Raw genomic sequence first — 14,953 nt, 5'->3', positions numbered from 1 at the left:
TTATGTCATTATTACTAGATGCAATTAAACAATCAGATCAGCACGCACAAACTGCCGTTGATCATGACCAAGCCGCACTTGCGCTCAAACAACAGCAAGAATTAACACGGTATCGACGCTTAGCTTTTTCATTTGGGCTATTACTGGCGGCAATATTGACGCTTATGGCAGGATTTTCGATTGGTAAATGGTTACAGCAAACTAAACCTGCTGCTGAGCAGCCAAAGCTTGTTAATAACAGCAATGAAACCACAGAAAGCGTTGCCACTGAGGCTCAGGTAAGTCCTGAAACACAGCAACCCGCTAAGCAACAGCAAGTAGCGCAAAGCCAAACCCCGCAAGCGACCAATAACCCAGCCCAAGTAACAACGATGCAACAAGGGCAAGTGCAACAATCTGTACCACAACAAATGATGCAGCAGGTGCCAGTGCAAGGTCAGCAATATCAGTGGGTGCAAGTTCCGGTAAATTCAGCCCCTGTGTATGCAAATCAAGGTTATCAAGTACAACCTCAGTACCAGCAACAAGCTGTGTATCAAAATCAGCCAGTGTATCAATCACAGCCACAGTTTTCGCAGCCAATGCAACAAATCAATCCGCAGCAAATGAGCAGTAATGGCATTGATTTAAGTAAATACAAGGTGCTCGGCAAGCCACTTAATGGTCAGCCAACTCAACCAGCTTCTCAACCATCAACAAATGATGAGCTTAAAGATGTACCAGATACATTGAAAGATGCTTTTGCTAAAGCGGTTGAAGATGTTGATAACAAACACAGTGTTGATATTACCCGTAGCACTAAAAATACGTCTTATGCAGAGCCAATTGAGCTCTTGCCTGATGCATTACAAAGTCTCATTCCTACCATTAAATACCAAGCGCATATTTATGCTTCAGAAACATCGAAGCGCTGGATTAAGTTAAATGGTCGTGAGTTATACGAAGGCGATAACATCGGCGTGTTATCAGTCATTGAAATCACTCCAGAGCAGAGCTTATTAAGCTACGATGGCTATGAGTTTACTTTAAAAGCATTACAAGACTGGCCTGAGTAGCCAGCCTTTATTTTAGGGCTAAGGTAAAATAGCACTCTTAAAAAAGCGGATCAGGTCGATGTTAAAGTCTCTCGGCCTGACTGCTGATTCTAAGCTATCGTGGCAACGGCTGTTAGCCAAATCAATATCTTGCACTTCGGTATAGCGTGCATGTTTAGCGTTATAAAACACTTTAACTTGAGGTTTTAAAGGACTAGTAGGGTTACTGTGAGTGACCACACCTAATTTTTGGCTTTCAAGTTTCACTAAGGTGCCGACTGGGTGAACACCTATGCACTGAATAAACTTAGTGACTAGGTCTCCGTCAAAGCTATCTGGGCAGCCATCTTTAAGTATCTTAAACGCCTTAATTGGCTCCATGCCTGCTTTGTAAACCCGCTCAGCGGTCAATGCATCATACACATCAACAATCGAAGCCATACGTACATATAAGCTTATCTCGTCACCACTTTTACCAAACGGGTAGCCACTGCCATCTAAACGTTCGTGATGGAAGCCAGCTATATCTACAGCAATCCCGCTCAAGCCTGCTTGCTCTAAAATTTCTTTACTGAAACGAGCATGGTCTTGAATTACTTGGTACTCTTCGTCGGTTAATTTGCCAGGCTTATTGAGTATCTCATCGGGAATATTGATCTTGCCAATATCGTGAAGTAAAGCACCGGTCGCAAGCTCTTCAATAATGGCTTTTTCAATACCTAAGTGCTTAGCAAAAATACTCATCAAAATTGATACATTGATAGAATGCTCAAGTAGGTAAGCATCTTTTTCACGCATACGAGTGATACAGGCAAGCGCATCTTGGTTACGAAAAACCGAATCAATAAAGCCACTTGCGAGTTCTTTAAAAGGGGCTATATCAATTTTGTTGCCATCGCGGATATCGTCAAAGGCTTTGCTTTGTAATGACCTTGCTTCGTTATATAAGCTGTTTGCTTTGCCCATTTCTGCCGACACACTGTGAGTGGTGTGCCAAGGATCGAATGCGGTCGTCTCGCCAACAGGTTGCGGATTATGTTGCTGCTCAACCACTTTATTCTCACTGTCTAAGGTCAGTGTTTTGTCTGGGTCGATAGCTATTTCTAATATGCCAGCCTTGATCAGCTTATCTATACTTCCCTGTGTTTTTACCCAACCTTGGTTTTTTATACGGATCTTGCCTGTTTGTTTTGTCACACTTTGGACAAACATGCCGGGCTTTAGTTGATTGATAGGGAGTGTTTTCAAAGCCTTTACTTCTAGTCGAATACATTACTATAAAACTAGCAGAAAATTTGTAGCTCGGTAAACAAGAATAGTAAAAAGGTATCTGTAAAATCAAAAGCCCCCGCAAATGCGAGGGCTTTTAATTAGCTCAGGAAAGTTTAATTTCCTTTAACTTATACGATTACTCGTCGTCTTCAACTAAGGTCATTAGTGATGTGTTACCACCTGATGCGGTTGTATCAACACTGATTGTTTTCTCAGTGAGTAAGCGCTTGATTAGCGTGTCGTAGTACTCAGAGCTGATCACAGGCAGAATCGCACCTTTACGTTGTGCTAGCTGCTGGCTAAAGTAGCCTAAGCGTGATGAACGAGCAGCAACAACCGCACCTGCAAGGTGAGGGTGCGCCAAGATAGCTTGTAACTGATTAGGTTTAGCTACTTGGAATACACCTTCAGCGATACCTGTTGAGATAAACTTGTCTCTGAATGCAACTGCTTCGTCAAAGAATAACTCAGAAGCAACAGTGATTACTGTGTTACCAGCAGCAAGTGCTGTGATAATCGAAATTGCCCAGAAGTTAAATGACGTACTCTTATCAGCATAACAAACCACACAGCCACGAGGCTCTAAGTGAAGTGTGTTTGACTCACCCGTTGGTCCAGGTAACACAGTGTGCTTACGCATGTGTTTTTCAAGACGGTTAAGTTGCGCACGGGCATCAGCTAGCGTTAATGCTAAATCATCTGCAAGCTCGTCGATAATTTCTACAGTCGCTACTTTTGCAAGTAATTGACGTACGGCAGAAACTCGGTCGTTCAGTGGTGTCGCACGCCAGATTTTCTCGTCGCGTAATGAGTTATCCATTAGCGTAGCAACCTGCTCAGCTGCACCTGAATAGTGGTGAGTATCTAACTCATCAGGTGTTAGATTAGTCATTTGTACGTTATCTGGTGATGCTTTTTCTTTCACTAGACGTTGTAGGTAGTTAGGGCCACCCGCTTTAGGACCAGTACCAGATAAACCACGGCCACCGAAAGGTTGTACGCCAACAATCGCACCGATCATATTACGGTTGATGTAAACGTTACCTGCACGTGACATTTTCGCTAGGTATTCACAGCGCTCTTCGATACGCGAATGCACACCCATAGTTAAGCCAAAGCCTGTGCCATTGATTTGGTCAATCACGTTATCAAGCTCTGTACCTTTAAAGCGGATGATATGTACACATGGGCCAAATACTTCGCGCTTAAGTACAGATAAATCTTTGATTTCGTATAAACGAGGCGCGAAGAAGTAAGCACCATTTTCATTGTTATCAGGAATAGCACACTCATAGTGAAGTGTTGCATTACCTTTTAAGTATTCAACATGGTCATTTAAATTTTTCAGTGCTTTTTCGTCGATAACAGGACCGATATCAGTTGAAAGCAATGACGGGTCGCCAACGTGAAGCTCTTTTAAAGCACCTTTGATCATCTCAATGATGCCATCAGCAACGTCTTCTTGTAAGAATAATACACGCAGTGCAGAACAGCGTTGACCAGCACTTTGGAAACCTGAACTGATCACATCGTCAACAACTTGCTCTGGTAGAGCGGTTGAGTCAACGATCATACAGTTTTGACCACCAGTTTCAGCAATAAGTGGTACTTGAATATCATTACGCGCAGCAAGTGTTTGCGAAATAACAGTACCTGTTTCTGTAGAACCTGTGAACATAACAGCTTGAATACGCTCATCAGGAACGATGGTTTTACCTACTTCGCTACCACGAGCAATAACAGGTTGTACAACGTGCTCTGGTAAGCCTACAGATAGCATAAGTTCAATGGTACGAAGTGCGATTAAGCTTGTTTGCTCAGCTGGTTTCGCAATAACTGTGTTACCTGTCACGATTGCTGCAGCTACTTGACCTAAGAAGATTGCAAGTGGGAAGTTCCATGGGCTGATACATAAGATCACACCACGTGCTTCGAAGCGCTCATCTTCAGAAAGTTCCTCAGCGCGTGCAGCGTAGTAGCGGCAGAAATCCACTGCTTCACGAACTTCATCGATACCATCTTGAGTTACTTTACCTGCTTCTTTGATACATAGTGCCACTAACTCATCGTGATGACGCTCTAAGATGTCAGCAACACGACGTAATAAGTTTGCGCGCTCTTTTACTGGCGTTTGTGACCATGACTCAAATGCTTTTTCTGCATTTTCTAAAAGAGCAGTCATTTCGTCAGAAGATTGTAGTTTCACATGACCAATGATCTCTTTGTGATTTGCAGGGTTCTTCACAGGAAGAGAGCCTTCTGGCACATCGCTTAATTCAATGCGGTGCTCAGCAAACCAGGTATCAAGGTTTTCTTTAAATGGTGTGATTACATTGATATCAGTTAAGTCCATGCCTTTTGAGTTAGCACGTTCTTCACCGTATAAATCAATAGGCATCTTAATTTGCGTGTTGTACTTGTTACGTAAACCTTGCAGTGTTTCTACAGGGTCAGGTAATAGTGATTCAACAGGCTTAGTCGTATCAACAATCGCATTAACGAATGACGAGTTAGCACCGTTTTCTAATAAACGACGTACTAAGTAGGCAAGTAAGTCTTCGTGTTGACCCACTGGTGCGTAAACACGACATTGAATTTTCTCTTGGGTTACGATTTGGTCGAATAACGACTCACCCATACCGTGTAGGCGTTGGAATTCAAAACCTTCGTTATCACCTTTTGCAACTTCTAAGATTGTTGCTGCAGTGTAGGCGTTGTGTGTAGCAAATTGCGGGTACAGTACATCACGTGCTTCTAGAAGCTTAATTGCACAAGCTTTGTAAGAAACGTCAGTGGTCGCTTTACGTGTAAATACCGGGTAATGATCTAAACCATCTTGTTGAGTGGTTTTGATTTCTGTATCCCAGTATGCACCTTTTACAAGGCGAACCATTAGTTTACGACCAACGCGACGAGCTAGCTCTGCAACCCACTCAACGACAAAAATAGCGCGCTTTTGGTATGCTTGAACTGCTAAACCAAAGCCGTTCCAGTTACCTAAATCGTCATCACTGAATACCGCTTCAATAACATCTAAAGAGATATCTAAACGGTCAGCTTCTTCAGCATCAACAGTAAAGCCGATATCGTAGCTTTTCGCTGCAAGCGCAAGTTCTTTTAACTTAGGTACGATTTCAGCAATAACACGTTCACGATGTGTGAATTCATAACGTGGGTGAATCGCAGAAATTTTAACTGAGATACCAGGGCTCTTGATTGGACCACGGCCATTTGCTGCTTTACCAATCGCGTGGATAGCTGTCATGTAGCTGTTGAAGTAACGCTCTGCATCTTTCATTGTGCGTGCGCCTTCACCTAGCATATCGTATGAGTATACGTAGCCTTTTTGCTCTTTATCGGCTGCACGTTCAATTGCTTCGTCGATAGTACGACCCATAACGAATTGCTTACCCATGATCTTCATCGCAAAGTTCACAGATTTACGAATAACAGGCTCACCTAAACGACCAATTGTTTTCTTAAGAACACCGAATTGCTGCTCTTTTGACTTGTCGCTGTAGTTAACCATTTTACCGGTTACTAACAGACCCCAAGAAGAGGCGTTTACAAATAAAGAATCGCTGCTACCTAAATGCGAGCTCCAGTCACCTTTAGCAAGTTTGTCACGAATTAGTGATTCTTGCGTTGCTTTATCTGGAACACGTAATAGTGCTTCTGCAAGACACATTAATACAACGCCTTCCTCACTTGAAAGTGAGAATTCATTTAATAGTGCATCTACACCGCTTTGACCATCCTGATCGCGACGGATATTTAAAACCATTTGACGAGCACGTTCCCACGCTCGGCTACGCGCTTTCACGCCTACTTCAGCCAAAGGCAAAATATGATCAATAACCGCATTTTCGTCAATACGGTAGAAATCACGGATCTTTTGTCTAATTGGACATTCAGTTGTCAAATCGCCATTAAATAGCATATGTAACCCTCTGGTATGTGGAGTCTAGAAATGAACTTATTGCATTTCTTACCATTGATATAATTCGTGCATTCTAATTAAAATCCAGCAGAATATGCTGGTTAAATTTTTCGATTTACGATAATTTACAGGGCATACCGTTAACTTAGCCGCATAAAATTCTGTTATGACCAGTCCGAATAGATTACGCATGTTAGATCGCATCGATTTAGCAATTTTAGACGCTCTGCAAAAAAATGGCAGAATATCGAACGTAAACCTCGCAAAACAGGTAAATCTGAGCCCAAGCCCGTGTCTAGATCGTGTAAAACGTTTAGAGCAAGAAGGCTACATCGAAGGCTATTACGCAAAGCTTAGCGAAGCAAAGCTTAACCAGAGCTTGTTAGCACATGTGCAGGTATCGTTAGTGACCTCGAATACATCGGTATTTAAAGTCTTTCGTGAATATATTTTAAATATTCCACAAGTGGTTGAATGCGACATGGTTGCTGGTGGCTATGACTACTTATTAAAAGTACGGGTGTCTGATATGGATGAATACCGCCAAGTGCTGGGGGATTTAGTTGATATCCCAGGGGTAGGTACGCATCACACCTATATGGTGATCGAAAAAATTAAACAAGATACCGGACTAAGGTTCGATATATAGATACAAAAAAAGCACCATCAGGTGCTTTTTTATTGACTATTTAGTGGCTTATGCCCAGCCGTCGTAACGTTTACGGCGAGATAACACCACGGTTAAGATAATACCTAACAGTAAGCCGATAAATGCAATTGCTCCGCCATATGTAAGTAGCTGACGCTTCTCTTTAGCACTGGCTGTTTGCTTTGCATTGCGCTCAGACTCAATGGTGTTCTTAAGTGTTTCGATTTGCTTGCTAAGAGCTAGGTTTTGCTCTGTAAGTGATTTGTTCTGCTCTTGAAGTTGTGGCAGTTCAATTTCAGCTTGGCGAAGCTGCTCTTGCATGACCGTCATGTCGTTATTCAGCGCTTGAAACTGTTGTTGAATACCCGCGTTTTCAGTAACAAATTTTGACTCTACCCAACCTTCACGATCTTTATCATCACGAATTTTAAAGTAGCCATTATCTTCACCTGACAACAACACAACTTGCGTACCAGCATCAACTGAACCCAAAATGCGGTAGTTTTTGCTTGGGCCTGAGTGCATAAAGGTATACAGGTTATCGACTATGTATGCGGTGTTTTGGCTGTCGCTGCTTGGTGCTTCTTCTGCGTAGCTAATAAAAGAGGTGGCCGCAAGGAGCAACCCAAAAATACACTGTTTTAACATCAATCTACCTTGTTAATGTGATCTTGCCTAGAAGTGGCTAAATTTATAATTTCTTTATGTATAGAGATAGTAGGGATTTCAACTATTAATAGCAAGGCTGATATTGTAATCCGTGCGTGAGCTTAACCGTAAAAAACAGGAAAAAATTTGCATTAACAGTCTGCTTTGTTTATTTTGATCACTTATTTATTTTAAATGTACTCCGCAAAGCGAATGGATACTGAGATAGAACTGAAGTTTTTGGTGTCAGATGCCGTTGTTCCACTGATCCCCGCATTAATTACCCAATTTGCAAAAACCGTTACTAACAAACCGTCACGCAATTTACAAAATGCTTATTACGATACGCCAAGCCGAGAATTACGCGCTTTAGATATTGGCCTTCGTACTCGCTGTTGCGATGGTGAGTGTGAACAAACTATCAAGCTTGCTGGCGAAGTGGTTGGCGGCTTACATCAGCGCCCAGAATACAACTTACCACTGTCAGGTAACCGCCCTGATTTACTCGCATTTGATGCTGCTATTTGGCCGCATGGCATGCAAGTGTCTGGTATTGCAGAAAACCTATACCCAATTTTTAGCACTAACTTTATACGCCGTACTTGGTTACTCGAAACCGAAAATGGCGCAAAAATTGAAGTGGTATTAGATAAAGGTGAAGTTGCTGCGTCGGGTCAGGTTGAGCCAATCTCTGAACTTGAAATCGAACTGATTGAAGGCAGTCGCAATGAGTTATTTGCACTGGCAGATAAATTGGTTAGTGAAAGCCATGTTCGCTTAGGGCTTTATTCTAAAGCTGCTCGAGGTTATCGTCTTGCAGATGACAAACCATTAAAAGCAAGCAAATCAATTGGCTTTGTGCCACTAAAACGTGGTGCAACCCAAGAACAAGCTTTAGTAGAAAGCATTAACTACGCGATTCGCTTTGTACAAAAACATGAAGCCTGCTATTTCATAAAACCAAGCTTAAAAACCCTTAAGCGTGTCACAGACGGTATTCGTTTAATTCGCCATACATTTTGGCTGTTTGACGATATTGTTAGTAAAGACGATACCGACTCATTGCGTACAGAGTTAAAGTGGTTATTGAGCGAATTAGCGTGGGTTGAAAATGCTATTCAGCTAAAAACTTACACATCTAAGCGCCACGCGTACTACAAAAAAATCAACAGTGCGCCTGAGCTCACTCAAGTTATTAATGACTTAAAAGAGCTTCAGCCCAGCATTGAAGATATTGAAACTCTTTTTCATAGCACTCGATACAACCGCTTATTATTACAATTAACAACCTGGTTAATTGAAAAACAGTGGCGCAAATCATGGGGGCAAGCTGAGTTTCAGGCAGCAGAAAAACCAGTTGCCGATATTGCTAAGCGTTTATTTGCTAAAGATTGGCACGACATGCACGAGCTTATTCCTGAGCAGCAAGTGTTTACCGATAAAGACTATTTGGCACTGCGCACCCGCCTTGAAAACTCATTACTCAGCGGCAATTGCTTAGGCGCTTTGTTCGATAAAGAAGACAGAAATGAGTTCCGTATGCCGTGGGTTGATATCTCTCATGGTATTTATGAGTTAAGCACCCTTGAGTACTTAAAGCAGTTATGCGCAGGACAAGACGACTTAGAGCTGACCAAAATTCAATCATGGCTTGATCAAAAGTCAGAGTTTCTGGTCAGTGCGATGGAGCAAAGTCGCCACGCGTCATTTAATACAGACCCTTATTGGTTTTAAATAAATGCACTTGTGCCTATGGATAGGGTTAGTATGTTTGAGTCTCTCGGCAGTAGCTAACCCTATTGAATGGCAAACTTACAAACAGCAAGACGACATCACCGTTAGCTATAAAAAGCATGAAACCGGTATTATTGAAATTAATGCTTCTGTGCTGGTGAAAAATGCCAAAGCCAGTGACTTTATGGCATTGCTCAGTGATACCGACAACGCCGCAAACTGGCTCGAAAATGTCAAAAGCGTGACCTTAATGGAGCGCTTAAGCCCTTCAGAAACCCTTGTTTATACCCACTTTAACTCGCCTTGGCCGGTGTCAGACCGAGATTTAGTAAGTTACTCTTGTTATCGCGCTTTAGATGAGCACAAAACCGAGTTACAAATCAAAAGCCAACCTTATGCAAAAGCCGAAGTCTCTGGCGTTGTGCGTATTAAAGACCTCACCGCTTATTGGCGTTTAGAACAGCAACAAAGTAATTTGTTGGTCAGCCATCAAGCCTACGCAGATCCTGGAGGTTCCATTCCGCATTGGTTAAGTAACAAGGTTTCGCTAAAAAGTGTTTATAAAACGCTACAAGCACTGAGAGAACAATTAACTAACAATCAGTTTTCCCGCGCAAACACCAGCAGTATTCCAGGTGATTGCTAGCGTTTAATCAAGCGTATTTGGGTGACAGAGTAAGAATTTATCATTATGATCGGGCTAATTCTGAGCGGGTAGGTAAAAAATGAAAGAACCAAAAATTCCCCTAGTTAATAAGCCAAATGGTATTGGCTTTGGGCGTATTTTAAAAGCAACCAAGTGTTCTATTAAAGGCTTTAAAGCGGCATTTAAAGAAGAGTCGGCATTTCGCTCTGAAATCTATCTAGGGGTGTGTTTATTACCCTTGTCAGTGGTTCTTGCGCAGTCATTAAATCATTGGTTAGTGTTGTTTATTCCTTACTTATTATTGTTAATTGTTGAGTTACTGAACTCGTCGATAGAAGCGCTCACTGACCGAGTAGGGATTGAGTATCATGTATTATCGGGACGAGCTAAAGATATGGCTTCTGCGGCAGTGACATTGAGTTTGCTAATTCTAGCCTTAGTTTGGGGTGTCGCAGTTTACGAAAAGATAGTGAGTTACTTATAAATCAGACACAAAAAAAGCGCCAAACGGCGCTTTTTTCATTTTATCTAACCTATTACAGGCCAGCAGCTGCGCGAAGTGCGTCTGCTTTGTCTGTACGCTCCCAAGGGAACTCATCACGACCGAAGTGTCCGTATGCCGCAGTCGGTTGATAGATAGGACGCTCAAGATCAAGCATTTGGATTAAGCCGTAAGGGCGTAGGTCGAAGTGCTCACGTACTAATTCAATTAGACGCGCTTCTTCTAATTTACCTGTACCAAATGTCTCGATGCTGATAGATGTTGGCTCTGCAACACCGATAGCGTAAGAAACTTGTAGCTCACATTTGTCAGCAAGGCCAGCAGCAACCACGTTTTTAGCAACGTAACGAGCAGCATATGCAGCTGAACGGTCAACTTTTGATGGATCTTTACCAGAGAAAGCACCACCACCGTGACGAGCCATACCACCGTATGTATCAACGATGATTTTACGACCTGTAAGACCACAGTCACCCATTGGGCCACCGATAACGAAACGGCCAGTTGGGTTGATGAAGAACTTAGTTGCGCTAGAGATTAGCTCGGCAGGAAGAACCGGCTTAATGATAGTTTCCATTACCGCTTCAACTAAGTCGTTTTGTGAGATTGAATCACAGTGTTGAGTTGAAAGAACAACGGCATCAATACCAACAGGCTTGCCATTTTCGTATGCAAACGTTACTTGAGATTTTGCATCTGGGCGTAACCAGTTAAGCTCACCGCTTTTACGAACTTCAGCTTGACGCTGAACTAGACGGTGTGAGTAAGTGATTGGTGCAGGCATTAAAACGTCAGTTTCATTACATGCGTAACCGAACATTAGACCTTGGTCACCAGCGCCTTGCTCTTCAGGGCGAGCACGGTCAACACCTTGGTTGATGTCTGGAGATTGTTTACCGATAGTGTTTAGGATTGCACAAGAGTCAGCATCGAAGCCCATGTCTGAGTGCGTGTAACCGATTTCACGTACTGTTTTACGTGTGATTTCTTCGATATCAACCCAAGCGCTAGTTGTGATTTCACCACCAACCATCACCATACCAGTCTTAACGTAAGTCTCACATGCAACACGGGCATGAGAATCTTGCTCAAGGATAGCATCTAGAACCGCGTCAGAGATTTGGTCCGCGATTTTATCCGGATGACCTTCAGAAACAGATTCAGAAGTAAATAAATGTTTTGCCATTGTATTTCTGCTCACAAATATTGCGCTTCACAAACGTCGGTAATAGCGCTAAAAAATTAAGGGGCGTATTTTATCTAAAACAAATATGTTTGCATAGTAATTTTACGCCTAGACGTCTATTTAAAATTACTAATAACGTATTGTTCTTAACAAACGCCCATAATTGGTGCATTTAATGCGGATTTTTAATTGCACTGTACCCTTACAATAAGTAAGAATGGGGCTTCATAAACAACCAGCGCAAATACATAAAGGTAGGAGAATTCATGCCATCACGCAAAGAACTTGCAAATGCTATTCGCGTCTTATCAATGGACGCAGTACAACAGGCCAAATCTGGTCACCCTGGCGCCCCTATGGGCATGGCAGATATCGCAGAAGTACTATGGCGCGATTATCTAAAGCACAATCCAACGAATCCAGAGTGGGCAGACCGAGATCGATTTATTCTTTCTAACGGCCACGGTTCAATGCTGATCTATTCTCTACTGCACTTAAGTGGCTATGACTTACCACTAGAGGAAATTAAAAACTTCCGTCAAATGCACTCAAAAACACCAGGTCACCCAGAGTATGGGTATGCACCAGGTATTGAGACTACTACGGGTCCATTAGGTCAAGGGATCACAAATGCAGTGGGCATGGCAATTGCCGAAAAAGCGCTAGCTGCACAGTTTAACCGTGAAGGTCACGATATTGTTGATCACTTCACGTATGCATTCATGGGCGATGGCTGTTTAATGGAAGGTATTTCACACGAAGCCTGTTCATTAGCCGGTACATTAGGCCTAGGTAAACTAGTTGCGTTTTGGGATGACAACGGCATCTCAATTGATGGTGAAGTAGAAGGTTGGTTCAGCGATGACACACCAGCGCGCTTCAAAGCATACGGCTGGCACGTAGTAAGCGATGTTGATGGTCATAACCCTGATGCAATTCGCGCCGCTATCGAAGAAGCGCGTAGCATCACTGATAAGCCATCATTAATCTGTTGTAAAACAGTGATTGGTTACGGTTCACCTAACAAGTCAGGTAGCCATGACTGTCACGGTGCACCACTAGGTGAAGACGAAATCAAAGCATCTCGTGAGTTCCTAGGTTGGACTGGCGATGCATTTGAAATCCCAGCTGATATCTACAGCGAGTGGGATGGCAAAGAAAAAGGTAAGCAACTAGAAGCAAGCTGGGATGAAAAGTTTGCAGCATACGCAAGTGCACACCCTGAACTTGCTGCTGAATTTAAACGCCGTACAAATGGTGAGTTACCAGCTGATTGGGCTGAAAAGTCACAAGCTTACATCGAAGAGCTACAAGCAAACCCAGCAAACCCAGCAACACGTAAAGCATCACAAAATGCATTAAACGCGTTTGGTCCGTTACTACCAGAATTCATGGGTGGCTCTGCTGACCTTGCGGGTTCTAACTTAACACTTTGGGATGGCTCAAAAGGCCTAGAAGCTAACGATGCTAGCGGTAACTACATTTTCTACGGTGTACGTGAATTTGGTATGTCAGCGATTATGAATGGTATTGCACTGCATAAAGGCTTTATTCCTTACGGTGCTACCTTCTTAATGTTCATGGAATACGCACGCAATGCAGTACGTATGGCAGCATTAATGAAGCAGCCAAGCATCTTCGTTTACACGCACGATTCAATTGGTCTAGGTGAAGATGGTCCAACGCACCAACCTGTAGAACAAATCGCAAGCATGCGTTTGACGCCTAACCTAGTTAACTGGCGCCCATGTGACCAAGTTGAGTCAGCGATTGCATGGCAACAAGCAATTGAGCGTAAAGATGGCCCAACATCACTGATTTTCACTCGCCAAGGCCTTGAGCAACAAACGCGTACTGCACAGCAGTTAGCAGATGTGAAAAAAGGTGGTTACGTACTTAGCTGTGACGGTGAGCCAGAGCTTATCCTTATTGCAACAGGCTCTGAAGTACAGCTTGCACAAGATGCTGCTGCAGAACTTCGTTCACAAGGTAAAAAAGTACGCGTGGTATCTATGCCTTCAACTGACTTATTTGATGAGCAAGACGCTGCGTATAAAGAAAGCGTACTACCAGCAAGCGTTACACGTCGCGTTGCAATCGAAGCGGGCATCGCAGACTACTGGTACAAATATGTAGGTCTAAACGGCGCAGTAGTTGGTATGACGACCTTCGGTGAGTCAGCACCTGCAGGCGAGTTATTCAAGCACTTTGGTTTCACTGTTGAAAACATCGTAAACAAAGCAAACGCCTTGTTCTAAGCTTTAGTCGCTAAAATTTAAAAGCCCGCCCTGTAAAACCACAGCGCGGGTTTTTTTGTGTTTGACTGGTAGGTTGGGTAGAACGGAGTGAAACCCAACACATTCACTATAAACCTCACTCCTCGTGATGTGCTAAAGAACCCTCTTCAATTATCACATCATGCAAATTGTTAAGCTTTCCTAATGTGTTGTAAGAGATTAGTTAATAGGGGCTTTTTGCTATATTATCGTCCAGTCAAAGTAATATTTAAGGAATGAAAATGAAATGGTTGTATATGCTGGCTTTACTGTTAGCTAGTTTTAATAGCTTTGCTTTATGTTTTGATATGCCGTTTTTTCGAGTGGGTGTTTGTGGAGACGATCTTGAAAGTATTAGTATCGATTTACCATTTATTTTATGGGTGCTTGCGGTTGTTTTCTTTGGGCAGTTATTAGTAAAAAGTAAGGTTAATGCTTACTTACTATCTTTACTTTTTATTCTCTCTCTACCACTTAGCCCAATTGTTCTTTTAGTGACTTACAGCTTTAAGTTAATTAGTAGAAATTATAAAAAAGTATTGAGAAAAAGTGAGCAAGAAGATACTCAAGAAGTAGAGGAAAAAAACTTTTCTCTTTCAGACCAAAGCACTTTGATGATCGGTGAATATACATTTAATTACGAAGAAAAAAGCATTTCAAAAGATGAGCAAGTAACTTATTTAGAACCAAAAATGATGCAAGTACTTAGCTATTTAATAGAGCAGCAACCTAGAGTCGTCAGCTTAGAAGAGCTACACAGCAATGTTTGGCAAAATCAAATAGTCACCGACACTGCTATTCGCCGAGTAATTAGTAAGTTGCGAAATGCCTTTTCAGATACTGATACAAAAAACCCTAAATATATAAAGTCCCAGATGAAAAGAGGGTATCAATTTATAGCTGAAGTTTTTAGCTAACTTTTTGATTTATAGGTATTGTTATTGGTGTGATTATAGTTATAACTTTGGTTATAAGTAAGTGATGATTAAGTAATGGCTAAATTATGGTGTAATTTTCAGAGTCATTTAAATTGAAATGACAGAGGCAGTTGCTTGCTTCTTTTTAC

Annotated in this window: 11 protein-coding genes; 7 read left to right on the top strand and 4 right to left on the bottom strand. The window is 42.3% G+C overall.

The genetic code is table 11. The features are described from left to right. Window positions 1–2: 2 nt before the first annotated feature. Window positions 3–1,055 (top strand): general secretion pathway protein GspB, encoded by a 1,053-nt coding sequence (locus tag VRK28_RS05760; protein WP_062566402.1) that lies wholly within the window; start codon window positions 3–5, stop codon window positions 1,053–1,055. Window positions 1,056–1,073: 18 nt separating this feature from the next. Here VRK28_RS05760 and VRK28_RS05755 read toward each other — a convergent pair whose 3' ends face one another. Both VRK28_RS05755 and putA read right to left on the bottom strand, forming a co-directional pair. Continuing rightward, entirely contained in the window at window positions 1,074–2,282 is a 1,209-nt protein-coding gene (locus tag VRK28_RS05755; RefSeq protein WP_062566401.1) for an HD-GYP domain-containing protein, read from the bottom strand. A 160-nt stretch (window positions 2,283–2,442) separates the two neighbouring features. Continuing rightward, window positions 2,443–6,246, bottom strand: a complete 3,804-nt coding sequence (gene putA / locus VRK28_RS05750) for a bifunctional proline dehydrogenase/L-glutamate gamma-semialdehyde dehydrogenase PutA (RefSeq protein WP_062566400.1) — start codon at window positions 6,244–6,246, stop codon at window positions 2,443–2,445. Window positions 6,247–6,412: 166 nt separating this feature from the next. Here putA and VRK28_RS05745 point away from each other — a divergent pair, with 166 nt between their 5' ends. After that, the gene (locus VRK28_RS05745) at window positions 6,413–6,895 is read left to right on the top strand and encodes a winged helix-turn-helix transcriptional regulator (RefSeq protein WP_054551119.1); all 483 of its coding nucleotides are present in this window, start codon (window positions 6,413–6,415) and stop codon (window positions 6,893–6,895) included. 48 nt (window positions 6,896–6,943) lie between these two features. Here VRK28_RS05745 and VRK28_RS05740 read toward each other — a convergent pair whose 3' ends face one another. Further along, window positions 6,944–7,543 (bottom strand): TIGR04211 family SH3 domain-containing protein, encoded by a 600-nt coding sequence (locus tag VRK28_RS05740; protein WP_054560918.1) that lies wholly within the window; start codon window positions 7,541–7,543, stop codon window positions 6,944–6,946. A gap of 213 nt (window positions 7,544–7,756) precedes the next feature. Between VRK28_RS05740 and VRK28_RS05735 the strand changes: the two genes are divergently transcribed. The 3 genes from VRK28_RS05735 (at window position 7,757) to VRK28_RS05725 (ending at window position 10,407) form a co-directional block, all read left to right on the top strand. Next, window positions 7,757–9,277: a CYTH and CHAD domain-containing protein gene (locus VRK28_RS05735; protein ID WP_063529951.1), complete on the top strand. Its 1,521-nt coding sequence runs from the start codon at window positions 7,757–7,759 to the stop codon at window positions 9,275–9,277. A gap of 37 nt (window positions 9,278–9,314) precedes the next feature. Next, window positions 9,315–9,923 carry an START domain-containing protein gene (locus VRK28_RS05730; RefSeq protein WP_332393614.1) on the top strand — a complete coding sequence of 203 codons (609 nt, stop codon included), beginning with the start codon at window positions 9,315–9,317 and terminating at the stop codon, window positions 9,921–9,923. Window positions 9,924–10,002: 79 nt separating this feature from the next. Further along, window positions 10,003–10,407, top strand: a complete 405-nt coding sequence (locus VRK28_RS05725) for a diacylglycerol kinase (RefSeq protein WP_063529953.1) — start codon at window positions 10,003–10,005, stop codon at window positions 10,405–10,407. A 52-nt stretch (window positions 10,408–10,459) separates the two neighbouring features. Here the strand turns inward: VRK28_RS05725 and metK are convergent, their stop codons facing one another. Next, window positions 10,460–11,611 carry a methionine adenosyltransferase gene (metK, locus tag VRK28_RS05720; protein ID WP_054551125.1) on the bottom strand — a complete coding sequence of 384 codons (1,152 nt, stop codon included), beginning with the start codon at window positions 11,609–11,611 and terminating at the stop codon, window positions 10,460–10,462. Between the two features lie 266 nt (window positions 11,612–11,877). On the opposite strand from metK, the gene tkt reads away from it, so the two are divergent. Both tkt and VRK28_RS05710 read left to right on the top strand, forming a co-directional pair. Next, window positions 11,878–13,869, top strand: a complete 1,992-nt coding sequence (tkt, locus tag VRK28_RS05715) for a transketolase (protein WP_054560913.1) — start codon at window positions 11,878–11,880, stop codon at window positions 13,867–13,869. Window positions 13,870–14,129: 260 nt separating this feature from the next. After that, window positions 14,130–14,804, top strand: coding sequence for a winged helix-turn-helix domain-containing protein (locus VRK28_RS05710; RefSeq protein ID WP_274168820.1), 675 nt, complete (start codon window positions 14,130–14,132; stop codon window positions 14,802–14,804). The last annotated feature ends 149 nt before the right edge of the window (window positions 14,805–14,953 follow it).

It is taken from the genome of Pseudoalteromonas sp. P80D2 (genome assembly GCF_036680945.1).
Taxonomy (GTDB): Bacteria; Pseudomonadota; Gammaproteobacteria; order Enterobacterales; family Alteromonadaceae; genus Pseudoalteromonas; species Pseudoalteromonas shioyasakiensis.
The sequence above is the reverse complement of the archived record's forward strand: the minus strand, read 5'-3'. Positions and strand labels throughout refer to the sequence as shown.

Bases quoted from the DNA above. Each gene is read 5' to 3' on its own strand.
- VRK28_RS05710 (WP_274168820.1), top strand. From the start codon at position 14,130: ATGAAATGGTTGTATATGCTGGCTTTACTGTTAGCTAGTTTTAATAGC.
- putA (WP_062566400.1), bottom strand. From the start codon at position 6,246: ATGCTATTTAATGGCGATTTGACAACTGAATGTCCAATTAGACAAAAG.
- VRK28_RS05740 (WP_054560918.1), bottom strand. From the start codon at position 7,543: ATGTTAAAACAGTGTATTTTTGGGTTGCTCCTTGCGGCCACCTCTTTT.
- VRK28_RS05760 (WP_062566402.1), top strand. From the start codon at position 3: ATGTCATTATTACTAGATGCAATTAAACAATCAGATCAGCACGCACAA.
- metK (WP_054551125.1), bottom strand. From the start codon at position 11,611: ATGGCAAAACATTTATTTACTTCTGAATCTGTTTCTGAAGGTCATCCG.
- VRK28_RS05735 (WP_063529951.1), top strand. From the start codon at position 7,757: ATGGATACTGAGATAGAACTGAAGTTTTTGGTGTCAGATGCCGTTGTT.
- tkt (WP_054560913.1), top strand. From the start codon at position 11,878: ATGCCATCACGCAAAGAACTTGCAAATGCTATTCGCGTCTTATCAATG.
- VRK28_RS05725 (WP_063529953.1), top strand. From the start codon at position 10,003: ATGAAAGAACCAAAAATTCCCCTAGTTAATAAGCCAAATGGTATTGGC.
- VRK28_RS05745 (WP_054551119.1), top strand. From the start codon at position 6,413: ATGACCAGTCCGAATAGATTACGCATGTTAGATCGCATCGATTTAGCA.